At 41.1% G+C, this 15,611-nt stretch carries 9 protein-coding genes; 5 read left to right on the top strand and 4 right to left on the bottom strand.

Annotation, left to right across the window (positions count from 1 at the left end; translation table 11 throughout):
- Positions 1 to 5: 5 nt before the first annotated feature.
- Positions 6 to 380 (bottom strand): hypothetical protein, encoded by a 375-nt coding sequence (locus NSTCB13_RS11485; RefSeq protein WP_445629659.1) that lies wholly within the window; start codon positions 378 to 380, stop codon positions 6 to 8.
- Between the two features lie 133 nt (positions 381 to 513).
- Here NSTCB13_RS11485 and NSTCB13_RS11480 point away from each other — a divergent pair, with 133 nt between their 5' ends.
- The 5 genes from NSTCB13_RS11480 (at position 514) to NSTCB13_RS11460 (ending at position 13,546) form a co-directional block, all read left to right on the top strand.
- The gene (locus NSTCB13_RS11480; RefSeq protein WP_448272448.1) at positions 514 to 3,438 is read left to right on the top strand and encodes a GAF domain-containing protein; all 2,925 of its coding nucleotides are present in this window, start codon (positions 514 to 516) and stop codon (positions 3,436 to 3,438) included.
- 793 nt (positions 3,439 to 4,231) lie between these two features.
- Complete coding sequence (locus NSTCB13_RS11475; RefSeq protein ID WP_448272447.1) at positions 4,232 to 6,037, top strand: VWA domain-containing protein; 1,806 nt, start codon at positions 4,232 to 4,234, stop codon at positions 6,035 to 6,037.
- Between the two features lie 48 nt (positions 6,038 to 6,085).
- Positions 6,086 to 8,833: a tubulin-like doman-containing protein gene (locus tag NSTCB13_RS11470; protein WP_448272446.1), complete on the top strand. Its 2,748-nt coding sequence runs from the start codon at positions 6,086 to 6,088 to the stop codon at positions 8,831 to 8,833.
- A gap of 30 nt (positions 8,834 to 8,863) precedes the next feature.
- Positions 8,864 to 11,920 carry a hypothetical protein gene (locus NSTCB13_RS11465; protein ID WP_448272445.1) on the top strand — a complete coding sequence of 1,019 codons (3,057 nt, stop codon included), beginning with the start codon at positions 8,864 to 8,866 and terminating at the stop codon, positions 11,918 to 11,920.
- 780 nt (positions 11,921 to 12,700) lie between these two features.
- Entirely contained in the window at positions 12,701 to 13,546 is an 846-nt protein-coding gene (locus NSTCB13_RS11460; protein WP_448272444.1) for a PEP-CTERM sorting domain-containing protein, read from the top strand.
- Between the two features lie 296 nt (positions 13,547 to 13,842).
- On the opposite strand, the gene NSTCB13_RS11455 is transcribed toward NSTCB13_RS11460, so the two are convergent.
- Genes NSTCB13_RS11455 through NSTCB13_RS11445 form a run of 3 tightly spaced genes read right to left on the bottom strand, consistent with a single transcriptional unit; the run spans position 13,843 to position 15,473 of the window.
- Positions 13,843 to 14,754 carry a metallophosphoesterase family protein gene (locus tag NSTCB13_RS11455; protein ID WP_448272443.1) on the bottom strand — a complete coding sequence of 304 codons (912 nt, stop codon included), beginning with the start codon at positions 14,752 to 14,754 and terminating at the stop codon, positions 13,843 to 13,845.
- 14 nt (positions 14,755 to 14,768) lie between these two features.
- Positions 14,769 to 15,185 carry a cupredoxin domain-containing protein gene (locus tag NSTCB13_RS11450; protein WP_448272442.1) on the bottom strand — a complete coding sequence of 139 codons (417 nt, stop codon included), beginning with the start codon at positions 15,183 to 15,185 and terminating at the stop codon, positions 14,769 to 14,771.
- A 33-nt stretch (positions 15,186 to 15,218) separates the two neighbouring features.
- A complete protein-coding gene (locus NSTCB13_RS11445; RefSeq protein WP_448272441.1) occupies positions 15,219 to 15,473 on the bottom strand; it encodes a peptidase in 255 nt (84 codons plus the stop codon).
- Positions 15,474 to 15,611: the final 138 nt, after the last annotated feature.

Below are 15,611 nucleotides of genomic sequence, written 5' to 3'. Positions count from 1 at the left end.
TAACACTACGCGAATTCGGTAGACTGCCGCGCTTCCTCTTTAGCTCGTCGGAGTTCTTCTTTAGCTTGACGGAGTTCGTCTTTAGATTGCCGTGCTTCCTCTTTAGCTTCTCGGAGTTCTTCTTTGACTACCCGCACTTGTTCAGCAAACAGCCGGGTTTCTTCGGCAGAATTTCTGATTTCTTCAGCAAGCTGCCGGGTTTCTTCGGCAGAATTTCTGATTTCTTCACTAAACTGTCGCTGCTCCTCTTGTGAGAGCCTTTTATTTTCAGCAGACTCTCGCTCGTTCTCTTGTGAGAGCCTGGTATCTTCAGCAGACTCTCGCTTTTCCTCTGAGACTTGTCTCTGTTGCTCTTGAGCATCAGACGTAGTTTCGCCCATTTCCCTGGCACTCCATAATCTAAATTTAACGAACCTGTTACCTACAACTTTTAGCAAACACCTGTGGCAATATTACTCAGGGTGCTTTTCTGGGCATCTTATATATTACAAGTTATGTTAACCAATAAATCAGATGGGGCAGCCGCAAAAACCTATAGCCGCCGAACAACAGATCCTCTCTTTAGGGCGCGTCCTCCAGAGCCTCAGAGAAGAAGATGATGTTGACGTTCTGATTGAAACTACTATTTCTTATCTCAAAGAAGAGTTTGACTACAAACTGATTTGGATTGCTCTTTACGATCGCCTGAATCACATATTATTCGGAAAAGGGGGCATCACACCCGATCGCGATATGAGCTTTTTACGCCAAAGAGTTGTTCTCAGCCCTGGAGATTTATTAGAGCAAGTAGTAATTGAACAGCATCCTTTAGGCGTAGCTGATTTGCAAACTGAAATCCGCGCCGCCGAATGGCGAAAAGTTGCCGAAAAATTCCACATCCAAGGAACGATTATTTTACCGATTCGCTACAAAGACCGTTTCTTGGGCTTGGTATTACTGGGTTCAGAACGCTGGGGCTACCTACTGACAGGAGAAACAAAAGCACGTTTGATGATGGTTTTAGGTGAACTAGGGGCAGTGCTTTATCAAAATGAAATGCATAAGCACCAAAAGCAAACCAGGCGAACTGACGAGCCATTATTAGAATTGCTAGAAAATTTACGCAGCCTCAGTAACCTGAATCAAAGACTTGAAGCAGCAGTGCAAGCAACTCATAAATTTGTCTCCCCCAGCCGGACAAATGTTTACTGGTTTGAGCGAGAAGGGCGCTACTTTTGGTGTCGAATGAGCAATCAGCTGGTCAAAATGGATCGCAATTCTAGCACTCAGCAAGCAGCGGGAATGACTGTACAGGACTTAAGCGATTTTTATTATGCTTTGGCAGTTAACCAAATAGTCTCCATTGGTGATGCCCGCAGTTCTTTAAAAAGCCATTTTACGGCTAAATTGCTGCAACGCTTGCAGGTGCGATCGCTTCTGGCAGCTCCGATTTTCTGGCAAAAGAACTTAGTCGGTTTTCTGGCGGTGGAAAGCAATGAACCTCGCATCTGGACGGACACAGATAAAAATTTTGTCCAAGGTGTTGCTGGTTTAATCTCTCTAATTACACCTACCGAAAGCATGGAAAGCACTATCAAACAGATTCAAGAGGATGCTCAACTGACCAGCCAAGTTGCTCAAGGTATCTATAGCGAACATGACCTTCAGGTAACTTTACATAATTGTGCTAAAAGAGTTTTAGCTCGATTAGGTGCTACCCGCTTTTTGCTGTTGCAGTACGACGCCGAGCAGAAGAATTATCAATTTACTTACCAAAGTCAGCCCCAAAATCGTCGGCCGTTGACATTTACTCTTCATACTCTCAAAGAATTAGATGGGCAGCTTTTGCAAGGTTCAACACAGGCAGTGGAAATTGAGAACTTAGATGAAGATTTACGCTTTTTTAACTGGCGACCCTTGTTATTAGAGAATAATGTGCGATCGCTGCTTGTTTGTAAATGCACTCACGAGCATATACCAGCAGCACTTTTGGTGATTACTCATGAAAGCCATCGTTCTTGGACAACTCTAGAAAAAGAATTGCTGTGGGCTGTCAGTCAACAGATTGGTGTAATTGTTCGTCAGTGGCAGTTACATAACCGCACTACCCAGCAGCAAAAAACTTCCCAGGCTTTTGAGCAATGCTTACGCATCCTGACACAATCCCAGAACAGCATTGAGGTGGAAAAAAAGCATTTAGAACCTACAGCACTCGAACAAATAGCCTCAATTTTGGGCTGTCCCCTAGCGCTAATGCTATCTTGGGCACCTGGTGAAAGTCGGGCAGAAATTATTCCTGGAGTGATTGATAATAGCCAATTTGGGATTTTTTCTGATGTATCTATTTCTATCCGAGCTGAAGCCTTAATTCAGTGGGCACTTGCTACAGAGAATTATCTGACTTTGAAGGTGGATAATTTACCTCCAGAAACTCGGAAATGGTTGAATGTTCCAGACAAAAGTCAAATTATGGTAATGGCATTACGTACAACCGCTGATTATGAAACCACTGGTGTCGTGTTGCTTGTAGACTATCAAGAGCGTCGCTGGTCAGAACCAAACCTTAGTGCAACAGCAACTCTGATTTCTCAATTAGCTTGGTGGCGTCGTGAAAAGCAAATTACCCGACTTTTAGAATCCACAACCGAAGAATTACGACAACTCAACTGGTACAAACATCGTCGTCTAGAGGAAATTCAAAGAATAACGGCCCATTCCCTGAAACAAATACACGATTTGGGCATTCCTGCAAATGAACTAACTCAGATGCGCTACCAGCTATTGCTACGCCAGTTAGATCATACAGCCAACTCCATGAGTGGAATGCTAAAACTTGAGAACTGGCAGCTACATATTAGTTGGGAAACTATGCCCATAGCCAGTTTACTGAAGCGATCGCTCGAACGGATCGAAAATTTACTCAAACAACAAAAGCTGTGGATTGGCGTACATGGTTTGGGACAACCAATTGACGAGCAAGAAGCATCCAAGAATTCTTCATTAGTTAGAGGCGTTCCTCCCTCCAGCGCTCAATCTGCAATGGCGATCGCTGGTGATATTGTCAAAATTGAATTAGTTATCCATGAATTATTGGTTACTGCCTGTAACCGTTCTCAAATCGGTAGCAGAATTGATATTTGGTGCCGCCGTTTAGATGCGTCAAAACCCTTAGATATAAAATATTCTTCTTCTACAACTGGAGCGGCTGAACATCAGACATCGCTGGAATTATCGATCACATATAACGGTGCGATCGAACCACAGCTACTCACGGAACTACATAATAATACACCCAAAGATGTGCTTGCTCCTTCCTACCTCGACCAACCACCAGCTTTACATCTGGCGATCTGCCAAAACCTCATGCAAGAACTAGGAGGAGAGTTGAATTTCTATCAGTTACCAGATAATCGGGTAGTCAGTCGCTTGTTGTTACCGTTAGCTATTCATGATTCTTAGTGCAGCTTTGCCTAAAATCGCAGCGAATTGAGTGTTAAAATTTAAACGCAGATGCGCTTCGCATTCCCGCATCAAAGGTTAGTACATCTGTGCTGTGATTAATTACCTTACTTGTACGAGAACTGCTATAACTACAAGCATTAACAATTTATCTTTGTCATTGTCAAGGCTAATTAAACGTAAATATAAAATTATATTGGCAATTATCTCAACTGTTTTGTATATATTTACTGAGTCTATAAAGAGTTCAACAGTTAGCTTTTGTTCACTTGAATATCTCTCAAAAACGTGACATTCTTTAAAAGAATAGTTAACATATAACTTGACAAAATACTGAGCAAAACTATTATTAATTTTAATTTAGGTGGAAAATAATTGGCTGAACAACTTGTACCAAATTTGTATATATTTGGTTTACAAATTTTATTAAACCAGAAAACTCTAAAAAATATTCAGTATTTAATTATTTATTAAATATTAAGTTTAATGCTTTTTATAAATAATTAAATCAAAGTTGATTTTTAAAATTACATATCGTATTCACATATTTAATCAACCTTTTATATTGCTTTTGGGATAACAATAGCAGCTTGAGCCTACATTTTTTAGGTAATGAGATGAAATCAGTACAGCGAATTATAATTGTCAGTTTATGGATTCTAAGTTTACAGCGAAAAGAACTATATGGATGCTACAAAATATTTACAAGCATCAAGAGGATTAAATTCCGACTCTTAAGCTCCCATTTTGAGGAAAGTGAATATAAAATTTATGTGCCTGGAGGAATCTATCAATGAGCTTTAGATACCTTAAGCATTTATTGAGATTTCGTTCAATCCGAAGCATTATTGTTTTAGCTCTAATATCAATTCCTAACTTGTATAGTGCATCTGCTCAGACTACTCCGAAAGGAGGAATTGACTGGATTTTAGTAGTAGATACTTCTGCTTCTATGCGTGGTGTAGGTGGAACAAAAAATATTTTTGAATCAGTAAAAAATTCTATTACTGAATTTGTTAACACGGCTAGATTAGGTGACACAGTTACTATCTATAGCTTCGATCGAGATGTCACTCTAAATGCCAATGATATCACTATTAACAGTAATCCAGATAGAGGTAAACTCAAGCAAATAATTAGTTCACTTCAAGCTGAGGGTGTGCGTACTCATACAGGTAAGGCTGTGCAAAAGGCTTTGCAACATTCTGCTCTGTTAAATAAACGTGCTGATGCTCTTGGTCGTACTGTTAGTATAGTATTTTTGACGGACGGATTAGAAGATGTGCGTGGTATTCCTAATCCTGTGTCTATTCCTGGTAATACCCAATTTCTACGCGAGCAACAATGCAAGCCCTACATATTTTTTGTGTCTTTAGGATTAAAAGAACACGAAAAGCAACTGAATGATTTTGCTAGTAATCCAGCGCTTTGTGGGAAGGGACAGGTATTGCGAGATCCTGGAGGAGTTCAGCTTAACCAACTAGCTCAAAATATCCGACCAGCGCTTATTAAACCCAAACTTGATGTTAATTTACCCAATGCAAATTCATCGCCATTATTACCGGGAGCGACTACTGAACCACTCAATATTAATGCTATCAGTAATGTCAATGCTAAGGTAAGTTTGCAACTGGAAGACCCTCAGCAAAGTCGTATTCGCTTAATTTCACCCGATCGCACCATCAACTTAGTTGCGAATCAAGCAACAACCATTCCCGTGCGTTTACAGATACCACCGGAGGCAAAAGGGGGCGCTAGTAGCTTGCGCTTGGTGTTGAAAAGTGCAGACCAAGCGATAGCACCAATTAAAATTGACCTACCTGTAACCATTCAGTCACAACTACAAATACAACCTACAAAGATAGATTTTGGCTCAATAGAAGCAGGTAAAACCACTGAAACCCAAACTTTGGTACTTCGCACCAATATATTTGGAACAGCTAGCTTACAACTGCAAGGCAATTCCAAAGACGTTTCTATGGCAGAACCTTCAGCAGCCATATCCTTACAACCAGGAGAAACTAAAATTCCTGTGCAGTTACAGATTACTGATAGTAGTTTTGCAGGCGATCGCACTTTCACTTTAGTCTTAACCCCAGATAACTCAATTACTAATCCTGTCAGTGCGGAAGCTCATCTGTATATTTTGATGCCACTATGGCGAAAAATAGTTATTTGGTTGCTCTTACTGCTATTGGTGTTGTTAATTACCCTGATAGTAGTTTGTTTGATTCAACGCAAAACCCCCTTAGAATTAGCCGAAGATTTCCGCAACCGCAACCGCTTAGAAGGAGCGTTGGTAGTCCTAGAACCACTGCCACAATCATCGGAAGATGAAGAGATTAGTCTCACTCACCTACAAAAGGGTAGAGTATGCCTGAGTGATTTGATACCAGCTATCGCTGCAACAAATTCTGATGCCGAGTTAGTCACAGTTTGGCGGTTAGGCAAAAAGAATATAGATTTGCGGTGTTTGAAAGGTGTAATTTTTGTCAATACTAAAAAGATAAATACAGATGAACTCTTCAACGAGGACATCATCCAGATTGGCAATGTTAAGTTGCAATTTAACTGGATTGAACGTCAAAGACCCCTCTGAGACAAGCAGTGGGCAGACAAACTTTTGAATAATATCACAGGAAAGTGAATGTTAAGTCCCACGGTTGTGCGTCCCACGGTTGTTTTTCGTCCTACCGTTGTTATCGGGCTAGGAGGAACGGGTTATGAAGTCGTACTTAAACTTAAAAAGCGATTTATAGATGTTTACGGCTCAGTTCCAGAAGTTATTCGTTTTATTTCTATTGATACTACTGAAAATATCCAAGAACGAGAAAAATCACCTGATGGAACTAAGGTTGTCTTAGAACCTAATGAACTTTATGCAATTTCTGTCGCCAATCCCCTACCGCTAACACGTAACGACCATATCGCTGAATGGTGGCCTAGGGACATTTCCGCAGCCAGCTTGATCAGTGGCGCAGGACAGATTCGGGCACGGGGACGGCTCGCCTTATTTGCAAAAGTAGGCGATATTGATGCTTTAATTGCTCAAGCCATCAACACTGTCCGCGAAATTCGCACTAGTAAACAAGCATTTTCCGATAACTTTCAAGTTTCCAGTCGGGATGGTGTCGAAGTTTTTATTGTTGGCAGTTTGGCTGGTGGAACGGGCAGTGGCACATTCTTAGATACGGCTTTTTTAACACGGCAACATATCAATAATTTTTCTAATATTACAGGGGTATTTGTTTTACCCAGAGTGTTTGCCAATATTCCCCAAACTCACTTGGTAAAGTCTAATGCCTATGGCGCTCTCAAGGAAATCGAGCATTTTTGGGGATTGTCACCATCTAATAGCATTGAAATTGATTATGGCATTAAAAAAATCAAAGCCGATCGCCCTCCCTTTGATGCTGTATTTTTAATTGACGGGGTTAACAAAAATGGAACTGTAGTCGGCCGTCCAGACGATTTGCAAAATTTAGTTGCAGATGGCTTGTATATCCAGATTGGTTCTCAAATCGGTTTAGACGCTGCTAACGTTGCTGATAATATTCGCGCTTATCTGGCAACTGGTGAAAAAGTTCGAGGACGCAATATAAATTATTGTAGTTTTGGCTTTGCTACCCTGACTCTACCAGTACAGCAATACGAGCGGATGAAATTAGAGGATGCTCAAAGCTTGCTGAAGAATGAGTTGATGGCATCTACCGCAACAATCGATTTAGAAAGCGACATCACCCGGTTTTTGGAAGATTGCAAGTTAGCAGAAGCGACTACTCTCCTGAATGCGTTGACTGAAAGCGATCGCGGCGGACAGATGAAACCCGAATTTAGAATTGGCGAAATCCGTCAGGATCGTACAGCTTTGCCGACAATTAAAGAACTCTACAAACGGCAGTTAGATCAATTTGAGCAACGGACGGCTCAAGAACTGGGATTGAGTTTTTATCGCTTAGAGCAGACTGCATCTGCTGCGATCGCAACTTTCTGGGAACGCGGTCTTAACCGTCCCAATGGACTAGCTTATGTTTTGGAATTTTTGAACAAACTTTCCCAAAAATTAGACGAATTACAGCAGAGCGTACAGCGCAAATCGCAAGAGGCGCAATCCAGTTTCAATGCTTTGAAATTAGAACCACAAGAAGAAAAGATTAAAGAAGTTGCAGAAACTTTTTGGACAAATAAAAATAATATTCAAGCAGCTTGTCAGAGATATAAAGAACGGGCTGACCAAAAGTGGAAGACTTATTTACATTGGAAACGGTGTGATAAAGCGGCTGAACTATATGGTATGTTGCGGGCTAAGGTAGAGCAAATCCAGGAAAAGTGTCAGCGTCTACACAGCAACTTAGATAAAGTTTATCGAGATTTAGAACAGAGTTATCACGAGGTCAACCGTCAAGGAAGTAACGATAACCCTTTTATTCACACCATTCAGCGCATCAATATCCAATCGAAACGCCCCAAAGTTACTGGTGAAGATTTTATCCGTTGGCATCGAGAACAGTCTCAAACTTTAACCAATTGGTCTGAGAAAAAAGCTGAAGATGTCAAGAACGAAATTCTGAAATTTGTAAATGAAGCTTACTATCCTCTCACCAGCATGACTGTTGAGCAGGTTTTAGCAGATAGTAATCCCGAAGATGCGGGACAAGATTTGCAACAACTTGGCAAGCTTGCAGTTCCTCTCTGGCAGTATGAAGTATCGGAAATTCCCATTCAACAGCAGCACTTAATTACAGAATTTTATTACTACGGAGTAGAGAGCAACAACACAATTTTTAGCGATCCACCTCTTTCTAATCGCTTGCCTAAAGGAAATAATAATCCTTCTTTCGTACCGACAGGCGAACCCCATAAAGTGATGCTGTTTCGGGTAGAAGTCGGTGTTCCCTTATTTGCCTTCAACGGAATGAGGGAACTGGAGTCAGCTTACCTAGATCCGAATAAAGTCTTCAAACACTTACATCGCAATTGGACAAACTTAGCTAATTTAATTCCACCAGAAGACGACGGTGGGGCGTTGCGTTGGTTTGCCTTAGCGCTAGCACCCGATCAATATAAATTGATTGTCAATCAGAGTAAGAAATATTTCGTTTCTACAGAACAAGCCAAAAAATTAGAGGGCGGAGTTTTGCCATTGGGAGGCGATCGCAAATCAGCATTTAAAGCTTTCAAAAGCAACTTGCCTCTAGTTAAGGAAATTTCTGACAAAGTTGAGCGGATTACCCACGAAGACCAAGACAAAGCCAAATCTACTTTGCAAAACTACATCAATCACCTCAATCAAGTTTTAAAGGGAGGCAAGGTTGATGCCCAAATTCAAGAACAGGTAGAAATGGAAATCCAGGAAATTGAAGCTTACCTGGAAGATTTAGATGTGATTATTTAGCCCTATAGTTTGCACTCTGAGAGTGTCCCCATGCCAAAACCAACTATTTTACTTGCACTCGATCCTCACAGTGCCGCTTTTTGTACAGCCATTAAACTGCAACTGCAAAAATTTCCAGCCGATCAAACCTGTTTAATCCAAACTTATAACTTAACTTGGGATGGTCAAACTTTTGGCTTTAGTGGCGAGTTAGATCGGTTTGCTGACACGAGTTTTGATCTGGCTCAAACTCATAGTAAACAAGCTTATATTTCCAAAATTCGTACCCAGTTCAGCGACGCGACAGGCGAATTGCAAACTGCACTGATTGAATTATTGAAAACGGCTAGTCAATCAAAAGAAGCGATCGCAGCGAAACGTCAGGGAGTGGAAATCAGCAGCAGCCATCGAGTATATCTCATGCTATCAGCCAGCAATCAATTTGCTAGGGGAGTAGTTTTTGACATAGTACGCTTGATTCGTTGGCTATTTTCTAAATACTTTACAGATATTCCTTACAGCTTAGAAGCTTTATTACTATTGCCAGGGTTATTTACCCAAGCCACAACTACTGATTACGGTGCTGCTTACGCCTTCCTGAAAGAGTTAGATTACAAAATGATCGGTGGGGTTGTGATTACAGGTAGTCAAAAAGTACCACCTTTTGATAACTGCTGGCTGATGGATGAGCGAATTGGGGGACTGAGCGATAATTTGCCTAGCTATGCTGATGCTTTGGCAGGTTTTCTCACCGTGGAACCGGAAACCAACGGCTTATTGCTTGGCGCCCAAAAAGTACGGGGGAAAATACCCGCCTATAGTTCATTTGGTTATGGAGAATTGTTTTTCGCTGGAGAAACAACTATTAACCGTTTGAGTGCTGCCTTTGCTGCCGATATTATCAGGGAGCAGTTTTTACCGAAGGCAGAATTCACTCCCGAAGCAAGTCGAAAATGCCTATTAGATGCCAAAGGATTTGTCCTTAGCGAAGATTTCAGTAATGCTTTTCTGCAATTAGAACGAGATAACGGCAAACCAGTTTGGCAAGATTTTAATCCGCGTATTGAGATCCATGCAGGAATGGCGCGGGAATATGGGATGGAATTGCAGCGTGCTTATCGGCAGTTTGAAAATAAAGAGCTACTTTCTTATAAGCGCACGTTGGAAAAGTGTTGTAAACAACTACAAGCAAACCTAACCAGCTTCCTAGATCGCAGCATAAATAGCTATGTTGATGCTACACCTAGAGGCTTACATGAAGGAGTTAGGCTATTAAACATATTGACCTTTTTGTATTTGGAACTGCAAACGGATGCCATTGGCGATCAATCTCAAAATCTGGTTACAGAACTGCGAACGGCTGAAGCATTTCTCGATTCAAGATTGCAGGTAACAATTGATCCAGAAGCCACTCAAAAGTTGCTCAACCAAGTTCTATCCTTAAAATTGCGGCAGCAACAATTACAAGATGCTTTAACTGAAAGAAAATCTGAAGAACAACTGCAAGAGTTACAAACTACACAAAAACAGCTAGAAACAGCAGTTGCTGACTATCGTCAAGGGTTAAATGCCGAAATCGAACAAGCTCGACAAATTCGCTTTATGGCGATCGCTCGCGCTCGCGAACAAGCTGAAGCTGCGATCGTTGTCGCTCAGAACCACTTAACGGCCATTGAAAATCAACTCGAAACAGCTACAGATAACTTAGATGAACTCCTAACAGAAGAAAACCGTTTTCGATCGCAGTATCTGATCGTTTATCCGATCTTGGTTACTGGTGCTTTATTCGCCTTGCTGATTCTGACGGGAATTTTCAGTCAATCAACGCTGTGGCTGTTATTGCAAAAGTTTTGGGCTAACTTAGTTACTTATCTGCTTTGGACTGCGGTAACAATTTTGACTTACTTAGGTATAGTTTGGCTCAAGTACAGCACTAATCTTCGCGATCGCATTCAGAAGGTTCAGAAACAAATTAAACGCCTAGAAAGCACTATTAAAGCAACCGCCGTCGAATTGCGTCGCAGCTATAACGAACAATTAAAGTTAGAGTACGATTTATACGCCCAAAATCTCCGTGTCGAGGCGTTGAATTATTTGATTAAAACAGCTAAACAAAGAACTGAAACCTTACGTCAAACTCTGGCCGATTTCTCTGAGATACACAATAATTTAGTTGCTCAACGCGATCGAGCTACCACGAAGTTCTCCGAAATTCGCCTCACAGTTCTAACTGATGCGGATATTGATGCTTATTACCAAAGTTTTCTTTCCACATTACCAACTGAAAAGTTTACTCAAGAACAGGTTAGCCGTTCTCAATCGTGGAAAATTTCTGCTGAAGAATTTCAGAATCAACTTATACCCTTTGCTCGCCAGCAGTTCGAGCAATTGGGTAATTTGTCTATTGGCGAAGTATTAAAGCAATCAGATTTAATTGCCGCCAATACAGCTAATTTGCGTTTAAATCAACTTTATGATAGCGCTAATTTGTTGCTGCGAATTCAAGATATTGACACTAACTTAAACCCAACTTCTCAACGGGAGATTACCCTCTGGGTAGGAGCAAAAGATAAAGAACAAATTTTTTCGTTTTACAGTCGCTTTAGTCGTAGTTTAACCGCCTTAGTAGCTGAAGATAAGCAACGGTTGTATATTTTGACTCGTTCCTTGGGCTTTCCGGCTTATTTTCTCAGCCAAATTGAGTATTATCGAGACTGCTATGAACGGACTCAGAGCGAACAAATCGATGAAGACGAAAACATTCCTGATTTAATCCCAGAAGAAATTGGTTCTGGTAGAGAATTAAAACTAGCTTATCAAACGGTGATTTTAGCGATCGCTCTTGGGCTACTATCACAGCATTCTCAAGGCTATTATCAATTTAAGAGTCGGTCAATTGGTAAAGATAGAGAACAAATTGCCTTAGCTTTAGCAACTGAGTTTACCCTTCAGGAACTCTATGGAGAGTTAGAAGAACGTATCGAAACATTTGAAGGTGATTTTATTTACCATAAATTACAGGAATTTGGAACATCTGCCTCATCTTTAAATCCTTACGAACGTAAGCTTTTAGATCATCTGCTCTCAGACTATAACCCTCTGAATTAGGCATTCAATCACCTTTTTTACTTCTCTGGAAATTGAATATAGACCCTAACCCCAGCTCCTAAAGGACTTCCAGTTAAAAAAATATTCCATTTCTACGGGATACTCCGCTAACGTAGGGGCGCAATGTCTTATGCCTCCAGATATTGAATCATAGACTCAATGAATGCATTTCCAATTTCGGACTGGGAAGGAGAAAAGTCTTATTAAGTTAGGTTTTTAGGACTTGCGTGTACACCGTAGCTTTTTAAAGGGGACTAAGGGCGCTCTTTAGACTATGCACCTTAACCGAACCTTATTGCTACCAATTTTGATTTCGATAATTGGTACAGGCGATCGTTGCTTGATTTTACAGTTACTTGCTTGCTCATCGAAGGATGCTTTGGCACCAACATCACTTATGTGAACTTTTCTCTACTGAATTTGTGAACTTTTCTCTACTGAATCCTTACGTAAATCCCAATTAAAAAATGCTCTTTTTTACTTAAGCTTTACAAGAAACTAGTGGATGCACGACTAGTATAAATATGTAACCAATTGAACGCGCACTAAATTTAATAACTAAATTACTTATACGGTTATTACTTATATATAAATGCGCAAATGGTAAATAAAAATTAGTCCTGAAATAGAAGATTTCTTCTACATAAGACAAACATAGCTTGAAAAGTTCCCAAGCTGACCATCCTGCTTGCCTATAACTTGTTCTTACTTATCAGTAAGGCAGTAGACAAGCATGAAAAATTTGCAATCTTAACATCCTAAAAGAAAAGAAAAACTTGTATGAAAAGCTACACTAAAATTGTAAAGCGTTTTTTTGCATTGGCTACTCCAGCGATCGCTACTTCGATATTGGCAACCTTACCGAGCCAAGCTGCTACCATTGCATATTCTGAGTCAAAATTCAACATCAACAACTTTAGTACTAGCCCTTTAGATGTTAGGACTTTGACTGATAATGTAACCACAGCAATTAGTACAGGTGGTCAAGTAACTGCTGATGCTAACGCTGAGGCTAAATTTAATATCGATGCAAACAACTCTGCCTCCAATTTGTCCTTCAGCCAAGCTCAAGGTCAGGGTGATGGCTATATAGGATCGGCGGAAAGCTTTGCTGGGATTATCGGTTATGATTTCATCGTTGACAAAGAGTTTTCTTTTGATTTCAGTGGCTTATTTAACCTGAAAACATCCATTGATGATGCAGTGACTGAACGTGCAAATGCTCGTGGAGAGTTCTTATATGAGTTATACGACAGCGATACTGGTAATCTTTTAGACTCTTTCAAGATTTCTGGAAATTTATCAACTATAGGTAACAATGATGCTTTTGTATTTGAACCGAGTAGTAGCATAACTCTTGATTCAAATCAGACTACTATTGATAAATCTTTTGGCGGAACACAGGAATATGCTTTGACTAGCTTTAAGGGTAAATATTCCCGTACTTTCGATAAGTTAACTCGTTTAACCTTAATAGAATCTAAAAGTAATCAGGTGAGCGTCTATACTGTCCCAGAACCCTCAACAATTCTAGGTTCGCTGTTTACTTGCACTATGTTTGGTGCTGTCTCGATACGCAAGCGTAAAAGAGCTTCTTCGCTTGCGTTGTTGGTTAATAAGGATTGATTTAAGGTCTGTAAAACTTTCTTTTGTCACTCCGGGAACAGTAAAATCAGAAAGAAGGACTCAAAGCCAGGAGGGGAGAATGACACAGCCAAGAAGCCCCAAACCCAGCATCAAAAGTCAGAATAAACTGCCAGTCCTCGCTCATATAACAATACGGTTCAGTTAAGCCCAAGATCCAGATGTAGAGACGCGATTATCGCGTCTTCAAAGACCAATAATTCTTAACTGAATCGTATTGGACTATATCCGAAAGCGTCCAGAACGCGATCGCTCTTAGTATTTGTTGAACTATATTTCTACAAGAGAGTATGTTGGTCAACTCTAGTATCCTTCCCAGAAATTACCTCAACTGTGCGGAATCCAAGCACCGCCAACAGATTATTTTCAGGGAGCTTGACGGGAGCAGGTTGATCGCCGTGACCTGGAGCGGGGAGGGGATAAGCGGTCGTCGTAGCACTATGGAAGCGAATATTGCCTTCGCTGTGCTCGATCACTTGATGGATGTGCCCCGTTAACACTGTTACCGATGCAAAGCGAGATAGCAGTGAGAGCAACTTAGCAGAATCAGCAGTTGCCCATCCCCATTTGGGATAAAGGTCATATAGAGGAATATGGCTGAAAACAACTAGAGGTGTATCCTGTTTCTGGTTTGCCAAATCTTTGGAGAGCAAGTCCAATTGCGCCTCACCTAGTTTGCCTGTGCCAGTTGCCCCAAAGTCCAGCACATTGGTTAAGGAGACAAAGTGGATTCCCGCCCGATCCCAAACCTGTAAGCCTTCTTTGGCATCCTTGCGGTTAAAAGCTTCCTCGTAGGCTTTGCCGCGATCGCCAATTGTATCGTGCTCCCCTGGTAGAGTAAACAGTGGGACTTTCAATTGGGAAAGCAGTTGTTTCGCTCGATCGAATTCTTCTGGTTTAGATAAATGGGAGATATCTCCCGTGTGAATGACAAAGGCGGGTGGAGTGGGTAAAGTATTGATTGCATCGATCGCTTTCTGGAGCGTATCGGTGACATGTTCATTTGCAGGTTTTTTGAAACCGATGTGTGTATCGCTAATTTGAACGAAGGAAAACGGTGAAGTCGTGGATGATTTTTGAGCATTTGGTTCTCCCACCTTACAGGCAGTCAATAAGCCATTTGCACCAACAGCCCACACAATGCCGAGTCCTGTCCAGCCCACGTGTTCAATAAATTTTCTGCGTTGCATTGGTATTCCTCTGGTTAGTTTTTCTTATTTGTTACCTTCAACGTCCCTTTCATAAAGGGATGAATTGAGCAAATATAGGGATAGGTTCCCGGTTTAGTGGCAGTGTAGTTCCAGGTTTGATTGGTATCCAGTGCTTTAGAGTTGAAAGTACCATCCGTAGCCGTTGCCGTATGAGGTTCTTCATCGACATTGATAAATTGCACAGTTTTACCAACAGCGATCGCCAAATTCGCTGGCTCAAATTTGAAATTACGAATTTTGACAGTAACATCGGCAGGCTGTTGGCTAATTTGGGGCTGTTCCTTGGGTTGTTTCATCATCATTGGTTGCATAGTCGTTGCCTTATGGTTCGGACTACAGGATGACAACGACAACAGGATGACCAGAAAGGCACTGGCGATCGCGATGAAAAAATAAGAAATGTATTTCATGGGCGTTCTTCCATCCGCTTTGGTTGACGGCGTTTAGCAAATAGTCCAGTCATGCTCACTCCGGTAGCCACTAAACCAATTAGACCCTAGCCCATTTAAAACTGGCACAATGGCATCGAGTTTGAAGATTTGCATAGTGTGAACAGCGATCAAAAATCCAGCCAACTCTTCTTGATGCAACCATGTGTCGGCGATCGCAACGCTAATACCAGTCAGAGCCGTAAAGAGCAACGGCAAACAAAAGAGTGTAGCAATTAGCCGATGGTACTTGCGAAATGTGTTTTTCATAGTTTGAGTATTCTTGTAAGGATATTACTGGAAGGCATCAAGATTTGATTGGTAGAAGCAAAGCATTGGCTAATCAAGTGCCCGAAAGGATGCTTTCGATGAACTCCCGAATGCTTTGCCATGCCAGTTGAATCGCGG

The organism is Nostoc sp. DSM 114160, assembly GCF_053470305.1.
Note: the sequence above shows the minus strand (reverse complement) of the source record. Positions and strands in the feature narration are given on the sequence as shown.